The 19408-nt window shown below is 61.7% G+C and carries 19 protein-coding genes, 1 tRNA gene and 1 riboswitch; of the genes, 13 read left to right on the forward strand and 7 right to left on the reverse strand.

Going from position 1 to position 19408, the window contains the following annotated elements:
* Positions 1–24: 24 nt before the first annotated feature.
* Positions 25–182: riboswitch (FMN riboswitch) on the reverse strand.
* 60 nt (positions 183–242) lie between these two features.
* The 5 genes from K3756_RS00895 (at position 243) to K3756_RS00915 (ending at position 4442) form a co-directional block, all read left to right on the forward strand.
* Complete coding sequence (locus tag K3756_RS00895; RefSeq protein ID WP_259990005.1) at positions 243–884, forward strand: FMN-binding negative transcriptional regulator; 642 nt, start codon at positions 243–245, stop codon at positions 882–884.
* A 49-nt stretch (positions 885–933) separates the two neighbouring features.
* Complete coding sequence (locus tag K3756_RS00900; RefSeq protein ID WP_259993459.1) at positions 934–1545, forward strand: glutathione S-transferase; 612 nt, start codon at positions 934–936, stop codon at positions 1543–1545.
* 179 nt (positions 1546–1724) lie between these two features.
* Positions 1725–2282 carry a ubiquinol-cytochrome c reductase iron-sulfur subunit gene (gene petA, locus K3756_RS00905; RefSeq protein WP_259990006.1) on the forward strand — a complete coding sequence of 186 codons (558 nt, stop codon included), beginning with the start codon at positions 1725–1727 and terminating at the stop codon, positions 2280–2282.
* Positions 2283–2294: 12 nt separating this feature from the next.
* Positions 2295–3638, forward strand: coding sequence for a cytochrome b (petB, locus tag K3756_RS00910; RefSeq protein ID WP_259990008.1), 1344 nt, complete (start codon positions 2295–2297; stop codon positions 3636–3638).
* Between the two features lie 12 nt (positions 3639–3650).
* Positions 3651–4442, forward strand: coding sequence for a cytochrome c1 (locus tag K3756_RS00915; RefSeq protein ID WP_259993460.1), 792 nt, complete (start codon positions 3651–3653; stop codon positions 4440–4442).
* Positions 4443–4526: 84 nt separating this feature from the next.
* On the opposite strand, the gene mtaB is transcribed toward K3756_RS00915, so the two are convergent.
* Positions 4527–5783 (reverse strand): tRNA (N(6)-L-threonylcarbamoyladenosine(37)-C(2))-methylthiotransferase MtaB, encoded by a 1257-nt coding sequence (mtaB, locus tag K3756_RS00920; RefSeq protein WP_259990010.1) that lies wholly within the window; start codon positions 5781–5783, stop codon positions 4527–4529.
* Positions 5780–6622, reverse strand: a complete 843-nt coding sequence (dapF, locus tag K3756_RS00925) for a diaminopimelate epimerase (protein WP_259990012.1) — start codon at positions 6620–6622, stop codon at positions 5780–5782. Before dapF ends, mtaB begins: the two co-directional genes overlap by 4 nt.
* Before the next feature lie 96 nt (positions 6623–6718).
* Between dapF and K3756_RS00930 the strand changes: the two genes are divergently transcribed.
* Positions 6719–6794: transfer RNA gene (locus tag K3756_RS00930), tRNA-Lys, on the forward strand.
* 40 nt (positions 6795–6834) lie between these two features.
* Here the strand turns inward: K3756_RS00930 and K3756_RS00935 are convergent.
* Complete coding sequence (locus K3756_RS00935; protein WP_259990014.1) at positions 6835–7350, reverse strand: MarR family winged helix-turn-helix transcriptional regulator; 516 nt, start codon at positions 7348–7350, stop codon at positions 6835–6837.
* A gap of 94 nt (positions 7351–7444) precedes the next feature.
* On the opposite strand from K3756_RS00935, the gene K3756_RS00940 reads away from it, so the two are divergent.
* The 7 genes from K3756_RS00940 to K3756_RS00970 all read left to right on the forward strand — a co-directional run bounded on the left by K3756_RS00940 (position 7445) and on the right by K3756_RS00970 (position 15920).
* Positions 7445–7930: a GNAT family N-acetyltransferase gene (locus tag K3756_RS00940; protein WP_259990017.1), complete on the forward strand. Its 486-nt coding sequence runs from the start codon at positions 7445–7447 to the stop codon at positions 7928–7930.
* 134 nt (positions 7931–8064) lie between these two features.
* A complete protein-coding gene (locus K3756_RS00945; protein ID WP_259990018.1) occupies positions 8065–10278 on the forward strand; it encodes an NADP-dependent isocitrate dehydrogenase in 2214 nt (737 codons plus the stop codon).
* A gap of 409 nt (positions 10279–10687) precedes the next feature.
* Positions 10688–11989, forward strand: a complete 1302-nt coding sequence (locus K3756_RS00950; RefSeq protein ID WP_259990019.1) for an extracellular solute-binding protein — start codon at positions 10688–10690, stop codon at positions 11987–11989.
* A gap of 82 nt (positions 11990–12071) precedes the next feature.
* Complete coding sequence (locus K3756_RS00955; RefSeq protein ID WP_259990022.1) at positions 12072–12953, forward strand: ABC transporter permease subunit; 882 nt, start codon at positions 12072–12074, stop codon at positions 12951–12953.
* Positions 12954–12963: 10 nt separating this feature from the next.
* Complete coding sequence (locus K3756_RS00960; RefSeq protein WP_409202414.1) at positions 12964–13872, forward strand: ABC transporter permease subunit; 909 nt, start codon at positions 12964–12966, stop codon at positions 13870–13872.
* Positions 13873–13884: 12 nt separating this feature from the next.
* Complete coding sequence (locus K3756_RS00965; RefSeq protein WP_259990024.1) at positions 13885–14925, forward strand: ABC transporter ATP-binding protein; 1041 nt, start codon at positions 13885–13887, stop codon at positions 14923–14925.
* Entirely contained in the window at positions 14925–15920 is a 996-nt protein-coding gene (locus K3756_RS00970; protein ID WP_259990026.1) for an endonuclease/exonuclease/phosphatase family protein, read from the forward strand. Before K3756_RS00965 ends, K3756_RS00970 begins: the two co-directional genes overlap by 1 nt.
* Here the strand turns inward: K3756_RS00970 and K3756_RS00975 are convergent.
* From K3756_RS00975 to K3756_RS00990, 4 genes are read right to left on the reverse strand one after another with little or no spacing between them, the layout of a single operon-like run.
* Positions 15917–16681 (reverse strand): LamB/YcsF family protein, encoded by a 765-nt coding sequence (locus tag K3756_RS00975; protein ID WP_259990027.1) that lies wholly within the window; start codon positions 16679–16681, stop codon positions 15917–15919. The two genes, K3756_RS00970 and K3756_RS00975, sit on opposite strands and share 4 nt — an antisense overlap.
* Positions 16682–16684: 3 nt before the next feature.
* Complete coding sequence (locus K3756_RS00980; RefSeq protein WP_259990029.1) at positions 16685–17707, reverse strand: biotin-dependent carboxyltransferase family protein; 1023 nt, start codon at positions 17705–17707, stop codon at positions 16685–16687.
* Positions 17704–18441: an allophanate hydrolase subunit 1 gene (locus K3756_RS00985; protein ID WP_259990031.1), complete on the reverse strand. Its 738-nt coding sequence runs from the start codon at positions 18439–18441 to the stop codon at positions 17704–17706. The genes K3756_RS00980 and K3756_RS00985 overlap by 4 nt, the downstream gene beginning before the upstream one ends.
* Positions 18434–19390: a hypothetical protein gene (locus K3756_RS00990; protein ID WP_259990033.1), complete on the reverse strand. Its 957-nt coding sequence runs from the start codon at positions 19388–19390 to the stop codon at positions 18434–18436. The genes K3756_RS00985 and K3756_RS00990 overlap by 8 nt, the downstream gene beginning before the upstream one ends.
* Positions 19391–19408 lie beyond the last annotated feature (18 nt).

Consider the following 19408-nt stretch of genomic DNA (forward strand, 5'->3'; position numbering starts at 1 on the left):
CCGCGAAAGGGGCGCGCCGCGTACCTGCATTCTCTTCCATCCGGACTGTGACCGTCGGCTCCGGCGTCTCACCGGATCTGCTGACCAAAGCGCTGCCCCTAGGCAGGCGCGTTGCGCTCGCGGGCTTGGGGGGTGACCCCCATACCGCCGGTGGGGAATTCCGCCCCGCCCTGAGAATGGCGCCACCTTGCCAAGCTGCGCGCGCAGGAGCAAGAGTGACGCTGCGCGAAAGGAGACCGCCCATGCACCCCAACCCCGTTTTTCACGACGCTGACCGCGCCGCGAATCTGGCGTTTGCACGCGATCGCGGTTTTGGCGTTCTGGCGGTCTGCGGCCCCGATGGTCCGTTGATGAGCCATATTCCGTTCCTGCTGAACCCGCAGGGGGACGCGGCAGAGCTGCATCTGGTGCGGTCCAATCCGATTGCGCGGATGGGCGCCGGGCCCCATGCGGTGCGTCTCGCCGTCAGCGGGCCCGACAGCTATGTGTCGCCCGACTGGTACGGCGTCGATGATCAGGTGCCCACGTGGAACTACGTCGCGGTGCATCTGACCGGCACGCTGGAGCGGTTGCCGCAAGAAGAGATGCACGCGATGCTGGACCGTCAATCGGCAGCCTACGAACGGCAGCTGGCCCCGAAGCCGGAGTGGACGACGGGCAAGATGACGCCCGATGTGCTGGAGAAGATGATGCGGATGATTGTGCCTTTCCGCATGACCATTACCGGCATCGACGGGACATGGAAGCTGGGCCAGAACAAACCGGATGATGTGCGTGCCCGCGCAGCGGACGAAACGGCGCGCAACGGGATCGGGTCCGAGCCTGCGCAGATCGCCGCGCTGATGGCCGGCGTTGCCAAGCGTCGGCTTGCCAATGATGCGTGATCCGCGTCTAGTCGGGGTCAGACCCTCGTAAGCAAGGATGCCGATGATGATGAAACTCTACTATGCCCCAACGTCGCCCTATGTGCGCAAGGTGATGATCGTGCTGCACGAGACGGGCCAGATGGATGATGTCGAGCTGGTCAACGCTCATACCACGCCGATCGCGGCGGACACGGCGCTTCTGGCGAAAAACCCGCTCGCCAAGGTGCCCGCACTCGAGCGGCCCGACGGTCCCACGCTGTATGACAGCCGAGTGATCACGGCCTATCTGGACGACCGCCGCGGGGGGCGCCTGTATCCGTCGGGGGCGCGGCGCTGGGATACGCTGACGCTGGAGGCAACGGCAGACGGTATTCTGGATGCGGCGCTGTTGATGACCTACGAGACGCGGCTGCGCCCGGAAGAAAAGCGGATGGAGGCATGGGTCGATGGCCAGTGGGACAAGATCGCGCGCGCCTGTGCCACGCTCAACACCCGTTGGATGAGTAACCTGCAGGGCCCGCTCGATATGGGGCAGATCGCGGTGGCCTGTGCGCTGGCCTATGTCGATTTCCGGCACGGCGCGCGCGATTGGCGCAGTGGCAACGACGCGCTCGCCACATGGTTTGCCGCGTTCGAATCGCGCGAGGCCATGCAATCGACGGTCCCACCGGCGGGGTGAATCCCCTCAAACGCCCTGCAATCGCGCGGGAAATGCACAAACTGCGACGGTTTGCGCGGTGAAACCATCTGGACGTGTCGCTGTGGGCAAGCTAGATACCGCCACAATATTGGTGCCTTCGCAGAAGTGTGCCGCCATCACTGTTGGTCGCGCCAGTGACCCAAAACGGAGAAAGCATCGTGTCTCAAGCAGATGATACCGCAGGTAACCGGAGGGATTTCCTCTATTATGCGACCGCAGGGACCGGCGCCGTGGCCGTTGGCGCCGCTGTCTGGCCTTTGGTCAACCAGATGAACCCGTCGGCCGACGTTCTCGCGCTGTCGTCCATTCGCGTGGACGTGGGCGATCTGGAGCCGGGCTCGCAGTTGACGGTCAAGTGGTTGGGCAAACCGGTGTTCATCCGCCGCCGTACCGAAGAAGAAATCGAAGCGGCCCGCGAAGTTGCGCTTGCCGATCTGCCCGATCCTGTCGCGCAGAACGAAAACATCGGTGAGGCAGACGCATCGGATGCCAACCGGACGCTGGACGAAGCGGGCGAATGGCTTGTGATGATGGGTGTGTGTACGCACCTTGGCTGCGTACCATTGGGTGATGCGGGTGATTTCGGCGGTTGGTTCTGCCCCTGCCACGGGTCGCACTACGACACCGCAGGCCGGATTCGCAAAGGCCCCGCGCCGACGAACCTGCCCGTGCCTCCTGCCGTCTTCCTCGACGACACAACAATTCAACTCGGTTAAAGGATAGTACTTATGTCTGGAATTCCTCACGACCATTACGAACCCAAGTCCGGCGGCGAAAAGTGGATCCACTCGCGCCTGCCGATCGTGGGTTTGATGTATGACACGCTGATGATCCCCACACCCAAGAACCTGAACTGGATGTGGATCTGGGGCATCGTGCTGACCTTCTGTCTGGTGTTGCAAATCGTGACCGGCATCGTGCTGGCCATGCACTACACCCCCCATGTCGACGAAGCCTTTGCCTCGGTCGAACACATCATGCGCAACGTGAACGGCGGCTATATGCTGCGGTACATGCATGCCAATGGTGCGTCGCTGTTCTTTATCGCGGTGTATGCGCACATCTTCCGGGGGCTGTACTACGGCTCCTACAAGGCGCCGCGCGAAATCACGTGGATCATCGGCATGTTGATCTATCTGCTGATGATGGGCACCGCGTTCATGGGCTACGTTCTGCCTTGGGGCCAGATGTCTTTCTGGGGTGCGACCGTGATCACCGGTCTGTTCGGTGCGATCCCGTTCATCGGTGAGCCGATCCAGACGCTTCTGCTGGGTGGTCCGGCGGTGGACAACGCGACGCTCAACCGCTTCTTCTCGCTGCACTATCTGCTGCCGTTCGTGATTGCGGGTCTTGTGATCCTGCACATCTGGGCGTTCCACACCACGGGCAACAACAACCCGACGGGTGTGCCTGTGCGCACGACCTCCAAGGAAGAAGCTGAGAAAGACACGCTGCCGTTCTGGCCCTACTTCGTGATCAAGGACCTGTTTGCGCTGGCCGTGATCCTCGTGGTGTTCTTTGCCGTGATCGGGTTCATGCCGAACTACCTTGGCCACCCTGACAACTACATCGAGGCGAACGCGCTGGCGACACCTGCGCACATCGTGCCCGAATGGTACTTCCTGCCGTTCTACGCGATCCTGCGGGCCTTCACGTCCGAAGTCTGGGTGGTGCAGATTGCTTCCTTCCTGACAGGCGGTATCGTTGACGCCAAGTTCTTCGGCGTTCTGGCGATGTTCGGTGCGATCGCGGTCATGGCCGCGGTGCCGTGGCTCGACACCAGCCGTGTGCGTTCGGGTCGGTACCGTCCGATGTTCAAATGGTGGTTTGCCCTGCTGGTTGTCGACTTCTTTGCCCTGATGTGGCTAGGTGCGATGCCTGCGGAAGAACCCTATGCGACGTTCTCGCTGATCGGGTCGACCTACTGGTTTGCCTACTTCCTGGTGATCCTGCCGCTGTTGGGTGTAATCGAAAAGCCTCTGGAGCAACCCGAAACCATCGAAGCCGACTTCAAGGAGCATTACGCCCCTAAAGCCGGTGGCACGAAAACAATCGTGAATCCTGCGGAGTAACGTCAGATGAACATGATCAAAGCAACCCTGGTATCCGCCGTTCTGGCCGTTGCCGCTGTACCTGCCGCATTTGCGGCGGGTGCGGAAAGCGCCCACAAGATCGAAAACATCGACTTTCCGTTCGATGGGCCGTTCGGGGCGTATGACGTCAACCAACTGCAGCGCGGTTTGCAGATCTACACCGAAGTCTGTTCGGCGTGCCACGGTCTGCAATACGTGCCGCTGCGGACGCTGAGCGACGACGGTGGTCCACAGCTGCCCGAAGAGCAGGTGATCGAATACGCCAAGCAGTTCGAGATCTATGACGCCGAGCTGGACGATTTCCGCGAAGCCGTGCCGACGGATCACTTTCCGATGTCCGGTCTGGAAAATGCGCCGGATCTGTCGCTGATGGCGAAGGCCCGCGCGGGTTTCCATGGCCCTTACGGGCTGGGCATCAACCAGTTCCTGAAAGGCACTGGCGGGGCGGAATACATCGCGGCCCTGCTGCATGGCTATACCGGTGAAGAGAAAGAACAAGCCGGTGTGACGCTTTACGAGAACAAGTACTTCCCCGGAGGCTGGATCGCGATGGCGCCGCCGCTTTATGACGAAGCGGTCGAGTTCGAGGACGGTCACGCCAACAGCGTCGAAGCGATGTCCGAGGACGTTGCGGCGTTCCTGATGTGGACCGCAGAGCCCAAGTTGGGCGCGCGCAAGCAGGCCGGGTTTGCGGGTGTGATTTTCCTCACGCTGCTGTCTGTGCTGCTGTACCTGACCAACAAGCGCCTGTGGGCGTCCGTGAAGGGCAAGAAGAAAGAGTGATGTCTCGGGCGTTACTGCCCTGACACACGCAAAAGGCCCGCTGCGGTGATCGCAGCGGGCCTTTTCTTTGGGGTCAGTGAAAGCTCAGGCCGTCAGATATGTACCTTGGTGTCCGGCGATGCGGACGGGCACGATCAGGCCCTCGGTCTGCGGCGTGTCGAAGTGCACTTCGGCAAACTGGGCTGTCCGGCCCATATTGGGATTTTCCATCAACACGCGGTGGTCCTGCCCGACCTGCGCGGCGAGATGTTTTTGCACCTGGGCGTCCCCGGCGGCACGCAGACCCGCGGCGCGCTCCTTCGCGACCGGGCCACTGACCTGATTGGGGATTTTCGCGGCTGGCGTGCCTTCGCGTTTGGAGTAGGGAAAAACGTGCAGCCACGTGAGGTCACATTCCGAAATCAGGCGTAGGGAATTTTCGAAATGCGCATCGGTTTCGGTGGGAAAGCCCGCGATGATATCGGCGCCGAAAGTCATGTCGGGCCGGAGGGCGCGCGCGTCTTGGGCAAAGCGGATGGCGTCATCGCGCAGGTGGCGGCGTTTCATCCGTTTGAGGATCAGGTCGTCCCCGTGCTGGAGCGACAGGTGCAGATGGGGCATCAGACGGGGTTCGGTCGCGATGGCCTGCATCAGGTTTTCGTCCACCTCGATCGAATCGATCGAGCTGATGCGCAGGCGCGGCAGGTCCGGCACCAGACGCAGGATCCGCATCACCAGATCGCCCAGTTTCGGCGTAGCGGGCAGATCGGCGCCCCAGCTGGTCAGATCGACACCGGTCAGCACGACTTCGTTAAAGCCCTTATCGACCAATCGCTTGATCTGGTCCACGACGACACCGGCGGGCACGGAGCGTGAATTGCCGCGACCGTAGGGGATGATGCAGAAGGTGCAGCGGTGATCGCAGCCGTTTTGAACCTGTACATAGGCGCGGCTGCGGGTGCCGAAGCCGTCGATGAGATGGCCGGCCGTTTCGCGCACGGACATGATGTCATCGACCTGCACGGTTTCGGTTTCACCGATGAAATCAGCGGCCAGCCCTTTCCACGTATCGGGCTGCATTTTTTCGGTGTTCCCGATCACAGCGTCGACTTCGTCCATACGGGAAAACGTATCGGGTTCGGTCTGTGCGGCGCAGCCGGTCACGATGAGCCGTGCGTTCGGGTTCGCTTTGCGCAGCTTGCGGATGTCCTGACGGGCCTTGCGGACCGCTTCGGCGGTGACGGCGCAGGTGTTTACCACGACCGCATCGCGCAGACCTGCCTCACCGGCGAGCTCTTTCATGGCTTCCAGCTCGTACTGGTTCAGGCGGCAGCCGTGATTTGAAAAGACGGGGGCGGTCATAGACAGCTCTTGATAAAGTCGGGGGTGAAGGTGCCATCGGCAACGTGCATCGTCGGGCCGGTCATCCAGACACCGTCATCACGCCAGTCGATGTGCAACGTGCCGCCGTCGAGATCAATGCGAACGCTGCGTCCGGTGAGCCCGCGCCGCGCGGCTGCGACGGCGGTGGCACAGGAGGACGACCCGGATGCCAGCGTGATCCCGACGCCGCGTTCCCAGACCCGCATGCGGATGTGGTCCGGTCCGATGATCTGTGCCACCTGCACGTTGGTCCGCTGCGGGTAAAGCGGGTGATGTTCATGCGCCGCGCCGAAGGTTTCGAGATCAACGGCGTCTGCATCGTCGACGAAGAACGTGCAATGCGGATTGCCCATGCCGGTGGCCGTTGGCGCGCCGTCGATGGGGAGTGCGAGCGTGTCGGTCTCATGGGCGAGCGGGATGTCCTGCCAGTCAAGCTGGGGCTGGCCCATGTTGACGGACGTGATGCCATCGCCCGTGTCGCGGGCGTAGAGGTCGCCACGGTCGGTCGTCAGGTGCAGCTGCGTCGCGCCGGTTTCGTCCATCAGGTGGCGCGCAATGCAGCGTGTCGCATTGCCGCAGGCCGCCGATGTCGATCCGTCCGCGTTGTAGAAAACCAGATGAGCATCGGCGGTGCCGTTCTCGATCACCGCGAGCTGGTCGAAACCGATTCCTTTCTGCCGATGCGCGATGCCGGTGATAACCCCTTGGGGCAGCGGGATTTCATGCGCGCGCGCATCCACAACGACAAAGTCGTTGCCAAGCCCGTGCATCTTCATGAAGGGCAGCGATTTAATCTGTGTTTCGCTCATGCGCCGCATATAAAGAGCCAAAGCGATTTATTCCAGCGTGGGGTGGAAGATTCACCGCTATAGGGGTTGACCCTGCCCGCGCTCTTTTCTAGATACGCCGCCAGTGGGCCCTTAGCTCAGTTGGTAGAGCAACTGACTTTTAATCAGTGGGTCGCAGGTTCGAATCCTGCAGGGCTCACCACTTACACACAACGTATGACGATTGCGCCGCGACATGGCGGTCAGCCTTGCGCGCGCGCGATCAGTTCGCCTTCGACGGGGCAGTCGTGGCAAGCGACACTGTCGCACAAACGGCAGATCGTCATCGCATGTTCACCGTCGGTGACCAGCGTGGTTAGAATTTTCTGTGTCAGCGTGGCGTAGAGTTGCCGTTCCTCGGGCGTCAGCGCCCCAAGGGCCGCATGCAGCGTACCCTGCCGCGAGGCGAGGATGCGCCGTTCAATCATGGTGCCGCGGTCCGTCAGGTACAGGGTTACTGCGCGGCGGTCCTGATCGGATTTTTGCCGTGTTACCAAACCTTCGGCGGCCATGCGGTCCACCAGCCGGACGGCGCCGGGGTGGGACAGGGACAGTCCTTTGCTCAGTTCATGAATGGTGATGCCAGGCGCGTGGCCTATGAGCGTCAATGCCGCCGCTGATACGGTCGCGGGCGCGTCACCGCTCGCCGCGCGCAGCAGACCGTCGGACAGGGCAAGCGCCAGCGCCCCGACGATATTCTCAAGTTTTTTATCATCCATCGCCCAAATATATGTGCGTGACGCATAGACAGCAAGGCGAGATAAATGTATGCGTGAAGCATATAAGTGATTTGCACATCAGGGAGACACCGTAATGACAATCCGAACGCCACAGACCGCGGACAAACCTGCTCTAATGGCTCTTGCCGAAGCCACCGGCCTGTTTTCGCCGGAGGAGTTGGGCGGCATGGACCATATGATGACCACTTATTTCGCAGGCGAGGCGGAGCCGGGGCATTTCTGGATCGTGGATGACGCGGGGCCGCAGGAGGGCGGTATTCGGGGGGCGGCCTATTGTGGCCCTGAAAGCTTTGCCGGACCGGGGGTGTGGAACCTGTATTTTATCGGTGTGTATCCCGATGACCAAAATGCGGGCAGAGGATCGAAGATGCTGCACCATATCGAAGACAAGCTGCGCGTAGATGGGCAACGACTGCTTTTGATCGACACGTCGAGCGGTGAGGGATTCGGCCTGACGCGGGCGTTCTACCGCAAGCATGGCTACGACGAAGAGGCGCGGATCAGGGGCTTTTACGGGGCCGAAGACAAGGTCACCTTTCGCAAGGAATTGACCGAATAGCTGTTTGCAGGGGGTAATTCCTGCATTCGGTATGCAATTGTATGCAAAAAAGTGCCCCCTGCGTGTGGACGCCGATGGCCCTGTCGGATAGTGCTGTGCGGGAATTTTCACCAACCCAATGGAAGCGTGACGACATGGATAAACCAGACATCGTATACACCAAGGTTGACGAAGCGCCTGAGCTGGCATCGGCATCCTTTTTGCCCATCATTCAGAAATTCGCCGCTGCGGCGGGCGTTTCGGTGGGCACCCGCGACATTTCCCTTGCCGGTCGGATCATTGCGGCGTTCCCCGACAACCTGACGGACGCACAGCGTCAGGAAGACGATCTTGCGGCGCTGGGCCAGCTGGTCAAAACGGCAGACGCAAATGTCATCAAGCTGCCCAACATCTCTGCTTCGGTGCCACAGCTGACCGCTGCGGTGGCGGAATTGCAGGCGCAGGGCTATGCGATCCCCGACTACCCCCACAGCCCATCCACAGACGAGGAGCGTGACATTCGCGCCCGTTTCGATGCGATCAAGGGGTCGGCGGTCAATCCGGTTCTGCGGGAAGGCAACTCCGATCGCCGTGCCGCCAAGGCCGTCAAGAATTACGCACAATCCAACCCCCACCGGATGGGAAAATGGTCTGCAGACAGCAAGACCCACGTCGCAACAATGGGCGGCAACGATTTCCGGTCGAACGAAACGTCGGTCACGCTGAGCGCGGCGCAGGCGGGGCCAGCGCGGATTGAACATACCGCGGGCGACGGCACCGTCACGGTGCTCAAGGACGGTGTCGATTTTCCGGCCGGTACGGTCGTGGATGCCACGTTCATGTCGGCCAAGGCGCTGTCCGCGTTTTTGCAGGACCAGATTGCCAAGACGAAGGACGCGGGCATTCTGTTTTCGATCCACCTGAAGGCCACGATGATGAAGGTGTCCGATCCGATCATCTTTGGTCATGCGGTCAAGGCGTTCCTCAAGCCGGTGTACGAGGCGCACGGCGATGCACTTGCCGCGGCGGGCGCGAACCCCAATTCCGGTCTGGGCGCGGTGTTGGAGGCTGCAAAGTCGGCCCCCAACGCGGACGAAATCCTGTCTGCCATCGATGCGGCGATGGATGCAAATCCACCGCTTTACATGGTGAATTCGGACAAGGGCATCACCAACCTGCACGTGCCTTCCGACGTGATCATCGACGCCTCTTTACCCGCGCTGATCCGTGCGGGCGGCAAGGGCTGGGGACCGGACGGCAACGAAGCGGACGCCGTCTGTGTCATTCCCGACAGTTCCTATGCTGCCGTCTATGACGAGGCGATCGAGGACTGCAAGGCGCACGGCGCTCTTGACCCTGCGACGGCCGGTACGGTGCAGAATGTCGGATTGATGGCGCAAAAGGCGGAAGAGTACGGCTCCCACCCGACGACATTCGAGATCCCTGCAGACGGCACCGTCCGGATGATCGCCGCCAACGGCGATGTCCTGCATGAACACACCGTTGAAGCAGGCGACATCTGGCGGTCGGCCTCGACGCGCAAAGCGCCGATCGAGGATTGGGTCAAGCTGGCCATCGAGCGTCAGGCGCTCGAGCAGTGCGAGGCGATTTTCTGGCTGGATGCGGACCGTGCGCATGATGCGGAGTTGCTGAAATACGTACGCCCAATGCTGGACGAGGCCGGTGTGGCGGACAGGTTCCAGATCCTGTCGCCGCGGGAGGCGACCAAGATCAGCTTTGCCACCATCCGCGCGGGCGACACGTCTATCGCGGTCACGGGCAACGTGTTGCGTGACTATCTGACAGATCTATTTCCGATCCTTGAGCTGGGCACGTCGGCCAAGATGTTGTCGATCGTCAAGTTGATGAATGGCGGAGGTCTGTTCGAGACGGGTGCGGGCGGCTCCGCGCCCAAGCACGTTCAGCAGCTGATCGAAGAAAACCACCTGCGGTGGGACAGTCTGGGCGAATTCTGTGCGCTGGGCGAAAGCCTGAAGTTCCTTGCGCAGGTGAAGGACAACGCCAAGGCCAAGGTGCTGGGTGAAGCGGTCGATGCCGCGACACAGGGTATTCTGGATCACGACAAATCGCCCGGCCGCAAGGTTGGTCAACCCGACAACCGCGACAGCCACTACTTCTTTGCGCTGTATTGGGCGCAAGCACTGGCGGAGCAGACCGACGATGCCGATCTCGCGGCGCATTTCGCGCCGATTGCCAAGGCGCTTGCCGAAGGTGAGGATGCGGTGACGGCAGAGTTGGCGGCGGTGCAGGGCAAGCCCGCTGACATCGGCGGCTATTTCCAAAGCGATCCGGCCAAGACCGCGGCCGTGATGCGCCCCTCCACCACGCTGAACGAAATCATCGGCTGATCCACTCGGTCCGCTGACAGGATCGACGCCGTCCGTTTTTGCGGGCGGCGTTTTTTTGTGGATCCGGGGAGGGCGATATCCCGAGATCGACTGGAGGCAATCACGCGCCGGTGATCCGAGGGCATTCCGCTTCTAAGGGATTGATCGCACTCGCCTTATCATCCGGTTCGCAGAGTGAAACCGGAAAGCAAGCCAATTAAAGCATAGCCAAACTGATTCAAATGTTACACATTCTCGTAGCAATGCCTCGGTAAGCAGGCAGCGTGAAACAACAGCGGGGAGGAGCGAAATCGGCTTGCGCCGGATTTCGGCATCTGCGGCCCTACTGAGATCGTTTCAAACGAACCGGCGCCCCTCAGGGGTGTCCAATGAAGGCCCCAACAGGGCAATACGCGAACGGAGTATATCTATGACACGCCTCACAATCGCATCTGTCGCAGCGACATCGCTGCTGGCCGGTGCCGCATTTGCGGAAACCGAAATTACATGGTGGCATGCCATGGGCGGCGCCTTGGGCGAAACCGTCAATGAAGTCGCCAACAAATTCAACGCCAGCCAGGACGAATACAAGATCACGCCCGTCTTCAAAGGCACCTATGAAGAAACCCTGACGGCGGGTATCGCCGCGTTCCGTGCCGGTGAGCAGCCCAACGTCCTGCAGGTGTTCGACGCCGGTGCGGCGACAGTGATCGGTGCCAAGGGTGCCACGATCGCGGTGCAGGATCTGCTGGAGCAGAACGGCGCGGATTTCTCGATCGATGATTACATCTCGGGTGTGCGCTACTTCTATGCCGACAGCGATGGCAAGATGATCGGCATGCCGTTCAACTCCTCCTCGCCGGTGATGTATTACAACGTCGACGCGCTGGAAAAAGCGGGCGTTACGCCGCCCCAGACGTGGGAAGAATTCCAGTCGACCACCGCGCCTGCGCTCAAGGATGCCGGTTATGTTGCGCTGTCGCAGTCGCACCTGCCGTGGATCTTTACCGAGAACTTCCATTCGCGCCACGACTTGCCGTTCGCGACAGGCGACAACGGCTATGAAGGCGGCGACACCAAGATCCTCGTGAACAACGACGCGATCAAGGCGCACTTCACGGCCGTCACCGATTGGCAGGACAACGGCTATTTCGAATGGTTCGGCACCGGTTGGGGTGACAACCAGACGCCATTCGAGGAAGGCAAGGTCGCGATCTGGCTCGGCTCCTCGGGGTCGTTCGGCGGTCTGTCCAAGCTGGACCTGCCCTTTGAGTTCTCCGCCACCTATCTGCCTTACTGGGAAGCGGTGACAACCGAGCCCAAGCAGACCTTCATCGGTGGTGCGGCCCTGTTCGCAATGGCGGGCAAGGATGACGCAGAGAACAAGGCAACCGCCGCGTTCTTCGACTTTATGGCGTCGCCCGAAACCCAGGTGTTCTGGCACAAGGACACCGGCTATGTGCCGATCACCGAAGCCGCGTACGAAATGGCAAAGGCCGACGGGTACTACGAAGAGCAGCCTGCAGCCGAGATCGGCATCAAGCAGCTTTCGCTGCCTGCCGGTGAGCACACCAAAGGGTACCGCATGGGGTTCTACGTCCAGATCCGTGACGTGATGAACCGCGAATACGGTCGTATCCTCACGGGTGAGACATCCGTTGATGACGCGTTCAACAACATCGAAGCGGAAGCCAACAAGCTGCTGGAACGCTTTGCGAAAACACAAGGCTAACGCCTGACGTTCAATCGTCGGAGGCGGCTGCGGGCAACCGTGGCCGCCGCCGCTCTTTCATCGACACAACGGAAGGACGGGCATGAAACGCGCCGGTTTCGCGACCAAATGGTTGCCCATCACCCTGCTGCTGCCGCAGCTGATCATCATCGCGGTCTTCTTCTACTGGCCCGCCGCGCACGCCATCCATTCATCGCTCTATCTGCAGGACCCGTTCGGGTTCGGATCGACCTTTGTGGGCGCCGAGAATTATAGCGATCTTGCGGGCAACAGCGAATATCGCCGGATCGCGTGGTTCACGGTCGTCTTTACCATTCTGGTCACATTCTTCTCGCTGGCGATTGCCCTGTTGCTGGCCGTGAAGGCCGACAAGGTGATCCGCGGCGCGCGCAGTTACCGCACCCTTTTGATGTGGGTCTATGCCGTGGCCCCGCCGGTGGCCGGGTTCATCGGGTTGATTATGTTCAACCAGAGCTGGGGGCCGCTGACACGGTTCTTCCAGAGCCTTGGCTGGGATTTCAAGCTGGGCGTCAATTACATGGATACGGCGACCGCGATGGTCATCGTGTCGGTCTGGAAGCAAATTCCGGTCAATTTCATTTTCTTCCTGTCGGGGCTGCAATCCATCCCGCGTTCGGTGCGCGAGGCCGCACTGATCGACAACCGCTCCGCGTCGGGCCGGTTCTGGGATGTGACCTTTCCGCTGCTGGCGCCCACGGCGTTTTTCCTGCTGATCATCAACATCACCTATTCGTTGTTCGAAACCTTTGGCGTGATCGACACGCTGGTCAAAGGCGAGCCGGGCAACAACCCCATGACGCTCGTCTACAAGGTCTATGTTGACGGCTTCCGGGGCAACGACATGGGCGGGTCATCGGCGCAGTCGGTGGTTCTGATGGTGCTTGTTCTCGCGCTGACGGTGTTCCAGTTCCGGCTGGTCGAACGCCGCATCCACTATACCTGAGGGGACGGATATGTCTGAGGCAAACCAAGCCGCGCTGGCCGCGGCGATCATCACCCCCAAGAAGCGACGCCGCCCGATCCGCGGAGCCGACGTGCTGGACCATGCTGTGCTGATCATCGGATCCTTGCTCATGCTGGTGCCGTTGATCATGGTGTTCCAGATGACGACCCTGCCGGATGTCGAGGTCATGAAAACCGGCCCCACCTTCGAGATCGGCAATGAACTTGGTCCGAACTTCGACAAGGCGATGTTTCAGGCGTCGGGCTTTTCCGGCGAAAACACCGGCACCAACATGCTCAAGAACTCGTTCATTCTGGGCATCGGGTTCGCGGTGGGCAAGATCATCATCGGTATGATGGCGGCCTATGCCATCGTCTATTTCCGCCTGCGGTTCGCCAGCTTTGCGTTCTGGATCATCTTCACAACGCTTCTTCTGCCGCTTGAGGTGCGAATCCTGCCCTCGTACGAGGTGGTTCAGAAGTTGGGGATGCTCAATACCTACCACGGTTTGATCGTGCCGCTGATTGCCTCCGCGACGGCGACGTTTTTCTTCAGGCAATATTTCAGGTCAGTGCCCGAGGAACTGGTCGAGGCCGCGCGCATTGACGGGGCGGGGCCGGTGAAGTTCTTCATCGATATCCTTGTGCCGCTGTCCAAGACCATGATTGCGGCGATGTTCATCATCATGTTCGTGTTCGGCTGGAACCAGTACCTGTGGCCCACCATGATCACGACCGAAGAAGACATGTTCACCCTCGTGCGCGGGATCAAGCAGATCACGCAGGATCTCGAGGGCAACAACATCCCCGAATACGGCCGGGCGAACCTGCTGGCGCTGATCGCCATCCTGCCGCCCGTTCTGGTCGTCATTTTCTTCCAAAGCTGGTTCGTCAAGGGCCTCACGGAATCCGACAAGTAAGGAAATACCCCAATGGCTCAGGTCACCCTGAATACGATCCGCAAAGTTTATCCCAATGGTTTCGAGGCCGTCACACCGACCAGTTTCAACATCAACGACGGTGAATTTGCCGTGTTGGTCGGGCCGTCGGGGTGCGGTAAATCCACGTTGCTGCGCATGATTGCGGGGCTGGAGGACATCACCGAAGGTGCGCTCAACATCGGCGACCGCGAGGTCAACGACATTGATCCGGCAGACCGTGACATCGCGATGGTTTTCCAGAACTACGCGCTGTACCCGCATATGACGGTCAAGAAGAACATCGCCTATGGTCTGAAGAACCGTAAGACGCCGCAGGGTGTGATCGATCAGAAGGTGGCCGATGCGTCCGCACTGCTGAACCTTGACGACTACCTTGACCGCAAACCGTCGCAACTGTCAGGCGGTCAGCGCCAGCGGGTTGCGATGGGCCGCGCCATCGTGCGTGACCCGGCGCTTTTCCTGTTTGACGAACCGCTGTCGAACCTTGACGCCAAACTGCGCAACCAGATGCGGATCGAGATCAAGGCGCTGCAGCGTCGGCTCGGTGTGACGTCGATCTATGTGACCCACGATCAGGTCGAAGCGATGACGATGGCCGACCGGATCATCGTGATGAACGCAGGCAAGGTCGAACAGATCGGCACGCCCGCCGAAGTCTATCACTCACCCGCGTCCACCTTTGTTGCGTCGTTCATGGGCGCGCCGCCGATGAACCTGATGGAAGCGAACGTCAAAGGCGGCGTGGTTTTCCTCAACGGTGAAGAGTTTGCCAAGGGCAACTGGCCCGATGGGCCAGCGACCTTGGGCATTCGCCCCGAAGATCTGTGGATTGATCCCGAGGGTCCGTTGAGCATCGACGTGGGCATCATCGAGGAGTTGGGCGCGCACCGGCTGCTGCACGGCAAGCTGGGTCAGGATGAGCTGACGGTGCACGTCAGCAAGGATACCGAGGCCGTTGCGGGCAACATCCGGTTGGCGGTGAAGCCCGGCGCCGTCTGTCTGTTCGACCGCGAGACAGGGCTGCGCATCTGATGCGCGACGTCGCCGTTCTGCCGCCGGTGACCCCCGATCAACACGCCGCCATCCAAGCGGCCCCGCGCACGGCGGCCGCACATCGGGCGTTGATGGACGACATCACCGCGTTTGGATGTGTTCAGCTGGGCGGGGAGGCCACGCAGGGCGTATTGCCGGCTGATCTGTCCGTGGTGGCGTGGAACGTCGAGCGTCTGCTCTTTGCGGAGGAAAGCGCGGCACACTTGGCGGGGGCAGCACCCGATATCGTGCTGCTGTCCGAGGTGGATCACGGTATGGCGCGCACACAGCAGATGCACACCACCGAAAGGATGGCGGCCGCGATGGGCATGGCCTATGCCTACGGCGTCGAATTTCACGAGCTTGATCTGGGCGGTCCCACAGAGAGGCCGCTTTGCGTGGATGATTTCAATGCGCTGGGCTGGCACGGCAACGCGATCCTGTCCAAGGTACCCTTTGCCCGCACCGCACTGGTGCGACTGGACGATCACGGCCACTGGTTTTCGTCGGACGAAGGGTTCGGCGACCCCGAGCAGCCGCGGGTCGGTGGGCGCATGGCCTTGCTAGCTGAAGTCCCCACGCAGGCCGGGCCATTGTGCCTCGTGTCAACCCATCTCGAAAGCAATTCCGCCGCGGCCCACCGCGCGGCGCAATTCGATCTGTTGATGGATGCGATCGATCAATTTGCGGGCGACATGCCGGTGCTTTTGGGCGGCGATCTGAACACCGGGAACCACCTGCCGCCGGATTTCGACTGGCAGCGGGAAACCCTGTTTGATGCGGCGCGGCTGCGCGGGTATGACTGGTCGGCCACGCCGGACGGGATGACCACACGGCCAAGTCTGATTACGCCGCATCCGACGCGGGTGATGAAGCTCGACTGGTTCGCTTTGCGCGGCCTGCGGTCCACGGACTGCGCCCTGATCCCCGCGATCACGGCGCAGGGCAAACCGCTGTCGGATCACGAGGCGATCTGGGCCCGTGTGAGCCGCTAGCGCCCGTCGAATGTCTGGACGGTGATACCTGCCGCTTCGAGCGCGCGGCGCACGTGGGTCGCAATCTGGACCGCCGTCGGCGTATCTCCATGCAGGCAGATTGTGTCGATGGCGGCAGGGATTTGTTTGCCGCTTTCGGTGATAATGGCACCCGCCTTTACCATCTCGACCATCCGTTTACCGGCCAAGTCCGGGTCGTGGATGACGGCGCCGGGCTTCGACCGGTCCACAAGCGTCGCATCGTCGTTATAGGCCCGATCGGCAAAAATCTCGCTGGCCCAGCGGCAGCCCAGCTCCCTGACCGCTTCTTGCTGTGCGGTTTCAGCGAGGATCATCACAATCAGGTCGGGGTCGACGGACAGTGCGGCCTCATAGCAGTCGCGGGCAAGCGCTGCATCTTCGGACGCCATGTTCGACAGGGCACCGTGCAGTTTGAGATGGCGCACCTTGGCGCCGACGGCACGGGCCATGCCGACGCTGGCGGCGACCTGATAGCGGATTTGGTTTTGCAGTGTGCCGCGCGGCACGGACATGCGGTTGCGTCCGAATCCCGCCAGATCCATGAAGCCCGGATGTGCACCGATGCCCACGTTGTTGCCCTGCGCCATGGCCATCGTCCGGGCCATGGTATCGGCGTCACCCGCGTGGCCGCCGCAGGCGATGTTGGCGGATGTCACTGTTTTCAGCAGGCTCGCGTCGTCGCCCATGGGCCAAGGGCCAAAGCTCTCGCCCATATCGGCGTTCAGGTCCACTCGGGTCATTGATCAGTCCTTTTCAAACGGGTCGGCGGTGGCCGAAACCACACCGCCGATAAATTCATGGGACAGCAGGTCGCGCATGTCATCGGGTTTGCGCACCAGCGGATAAAGTTGTGTCGGCAAGGCCGCGCGTGCAGCGGCGGCGCGGTTTTCAATATCTGCCGCAGTGTCGAGATCCACAAAGCGCAAGCGCAATGCCGCCCCGGCGGGTGTTTGCGCCACCCGGTCGAGATCACAGGGCAGGACGGTTGCGATCCGGGGGTATCCCCCCGTTGTCTGGCAATCCGCCATCAGGATGTATGGCGCGCCGTCGCCCGCGATCTGTATGTCGCCCGGCACGATGATCTCCGACAGGATATTGAGTTGATCGGCCGCAAAGAATCCGCGACCGCCGTCCAGACGCACGCCCATGCGGTTGGCACGTGCGTCCCTGACAAAGGTCGTTTCTGCAAAAGCGCTGCGCGTCTTTTCGTCGAACATCGCGGTTTGCAGCGAAGCGATAATGCGAATGTCTCCGCCCTCAAAGCGGGTATCGGGGCGAAGTGCCATGCCGGTGCCGGTGCCCTGATCGTCGCCGATAGGCAGCGTGTCACCCGCGTGCAGCGGCCTGCCCAGGCCCGCGCCGACATGAACCGCGCGCGCGCCCATCATGCGCGGCGTGTCGATGCCGCCCCCGACGTGCAAATAACCGTAGGTTCCGCTGCGCGCGCCGCCGATGACCAGAATGCCCCCGGCGGGCAGGTGGTGGGACGCATTCCAGGCGATTGCAGTGCCGTCTATGGAGGCGGCCATGGGCGCGCCCGTGAGTGCAATCCGCAGGGGTCCGGAGGCCTCGAACGTGCCACCTGATCCGGCCATTTCTAACGCGGCGTGATCCGTCGTCTGACCCAGCAGCGCGGCCCCTTCGGCGAGGGCGAGCCTGTCGGCTGCGCCGCCGCGTGCCACGCCCTGCGCGAGGAAGCCCGGTCGCCCTGTATCCTGAACCGTGCAGGCCGGCCCGCAGGAGAGAACCGCGAGCTGTCGCATCATGCCAGCTCCGACTTTTGCGCACCGCCAAGACCTGCGTCCTCATGCGCTTCGATGCGGGTAAATTCGCGCGGCGATACGGCGGGAAAGCACATTTCATCCCCGGGCGATAGCGCGACAGCGGGCGTTCTGTCGGGGATGAATGTACGGAACGCGATTTGACCGATGTGTCGCCATCCGGTGGGGGCGGCATTGGTGAACACGATCAGCTGTCTGATCGCCACGACCAGCGCACCGGGCGGCACCTGTTTGGTCAGGGTCTGTTGGCGCGGAATATTCCAGTGTTGCGGGAGTTGCCCCGTGTAGGGCTGTCCCGGCGCAAATCCGAGCGTCAGCACGCGCACCCGCGCTGTCGAAAGCTCTTCGATGGCCTGTCGGGGCGATACGCCCGCCGCTTCGGCTGCCTGTTCGAGTTGCGGTGCGCGGTCGGTGCCGTAAAGCGTCGGAATTTCCCACAGATGTCGCCCGCGGGGAAGCGGGGCGGTGTACCAATTGCGGGTTGCAATCAGATCGGTCAGCCGTTCGTGCATCGCCGCGGGTCTGGTGGCGGCGAGATCGACAGCGACGAAGGTCGACACCAGCGAGGTCGACGTCTCCGTCACTTCGGGCCAGCCGCTTGTCTCCACCGCGTCACGAAAGGCGAGAGCCGCGCGATTTGCCGGTTCGCTCATGTCGCTGGCGAATTGCACGAGCAGGCCGGAAAGACCCACGCGCGTTATGCGGGGAAAGTCAGTCACCGGTAAGCGCCCAGGAATAGAGACGGGGAAGCAGCATAGGCGTTAGGTACATCGGCAGTTGCCAGCAGGCAACGAAGATCAGAACCGGCGCAATCGTGTCGGCGGGCAGGGCGACCAGAAAAAGTGCGATGTTGCGGCTGCCGGCGCCGATGGCGAGCGGACCGGCGACGGGTTTCATAGGGCCACGGCGCAGTACCAACAGCGTCAGCCCCTGCAAGCCGTAGCTGACGACAAAAGCAAGCGCCGTCCAGCCCGCCACACCCAGTGGCGTTTCGCGCAGCGCGCCGTTCAGGGGGGCCATCAGACCGACCACCATCACCGAAAAGGCCAGCATTGACGCGCCATCGAGCATCTGGACCTGACGGGGAGTTGGATCGGGCAGAAGCGCCGCACGGGCCCCGAAGCCCGTGGCAGTTGCGGCAAGGATCACCACAAGCACGACAGCGGCACTTTGTACGACGCCGAGCGGATCGGCCAGCTGTGGCGCAAACCATAGCACCGGCAGAACCGTGACCGGAAAAGCGGCCGTTCCCAGAACGAGGATCTGCATCATGCGCCCGGCGTCCAGCCCCATCAGCAACGCGAGATTTGTGCTGCCTGAGATGGCGGGACCGGCGGTGGCCAGCAGCACGGCCAGTGCGGCGGGCGTCGTTGCGACCCCGAAAGCGGTCATCAGCGCCAAGAGCATCAGCGGTACGCCAAGTTGCAGGACGCCAACCGCCGCCAGCCCCCACCCCAGATCGCGGGTCGCCCCCAGCGCGGCGCGATGACCGATGCGCAATGCTGTGATGGCGAGAAGCGCGGCCACCATATGCGGCAGCCAAGGCACCATGAGCGCGGCCAGACGCGGCACCAGCAATCCGGTCAGCAATCCGGTCATCAGGCAGGCGCGCCCGTGCGCCGAGATATAGCACAGCATCTGCCCCGTCAGGGTCTGGAGACTAGTCATCGGGGCACGCCATCGCCT

It is taken from the genome of Sulfitobacter sp. S190 (assembly GCF_025141935.1).
Classification (GTDB): Bacteria; Pseudomonadota; Alphaproteobacteria; order Rhodobacterales; family Rhodobacteraceae; genus Sulfitobacter.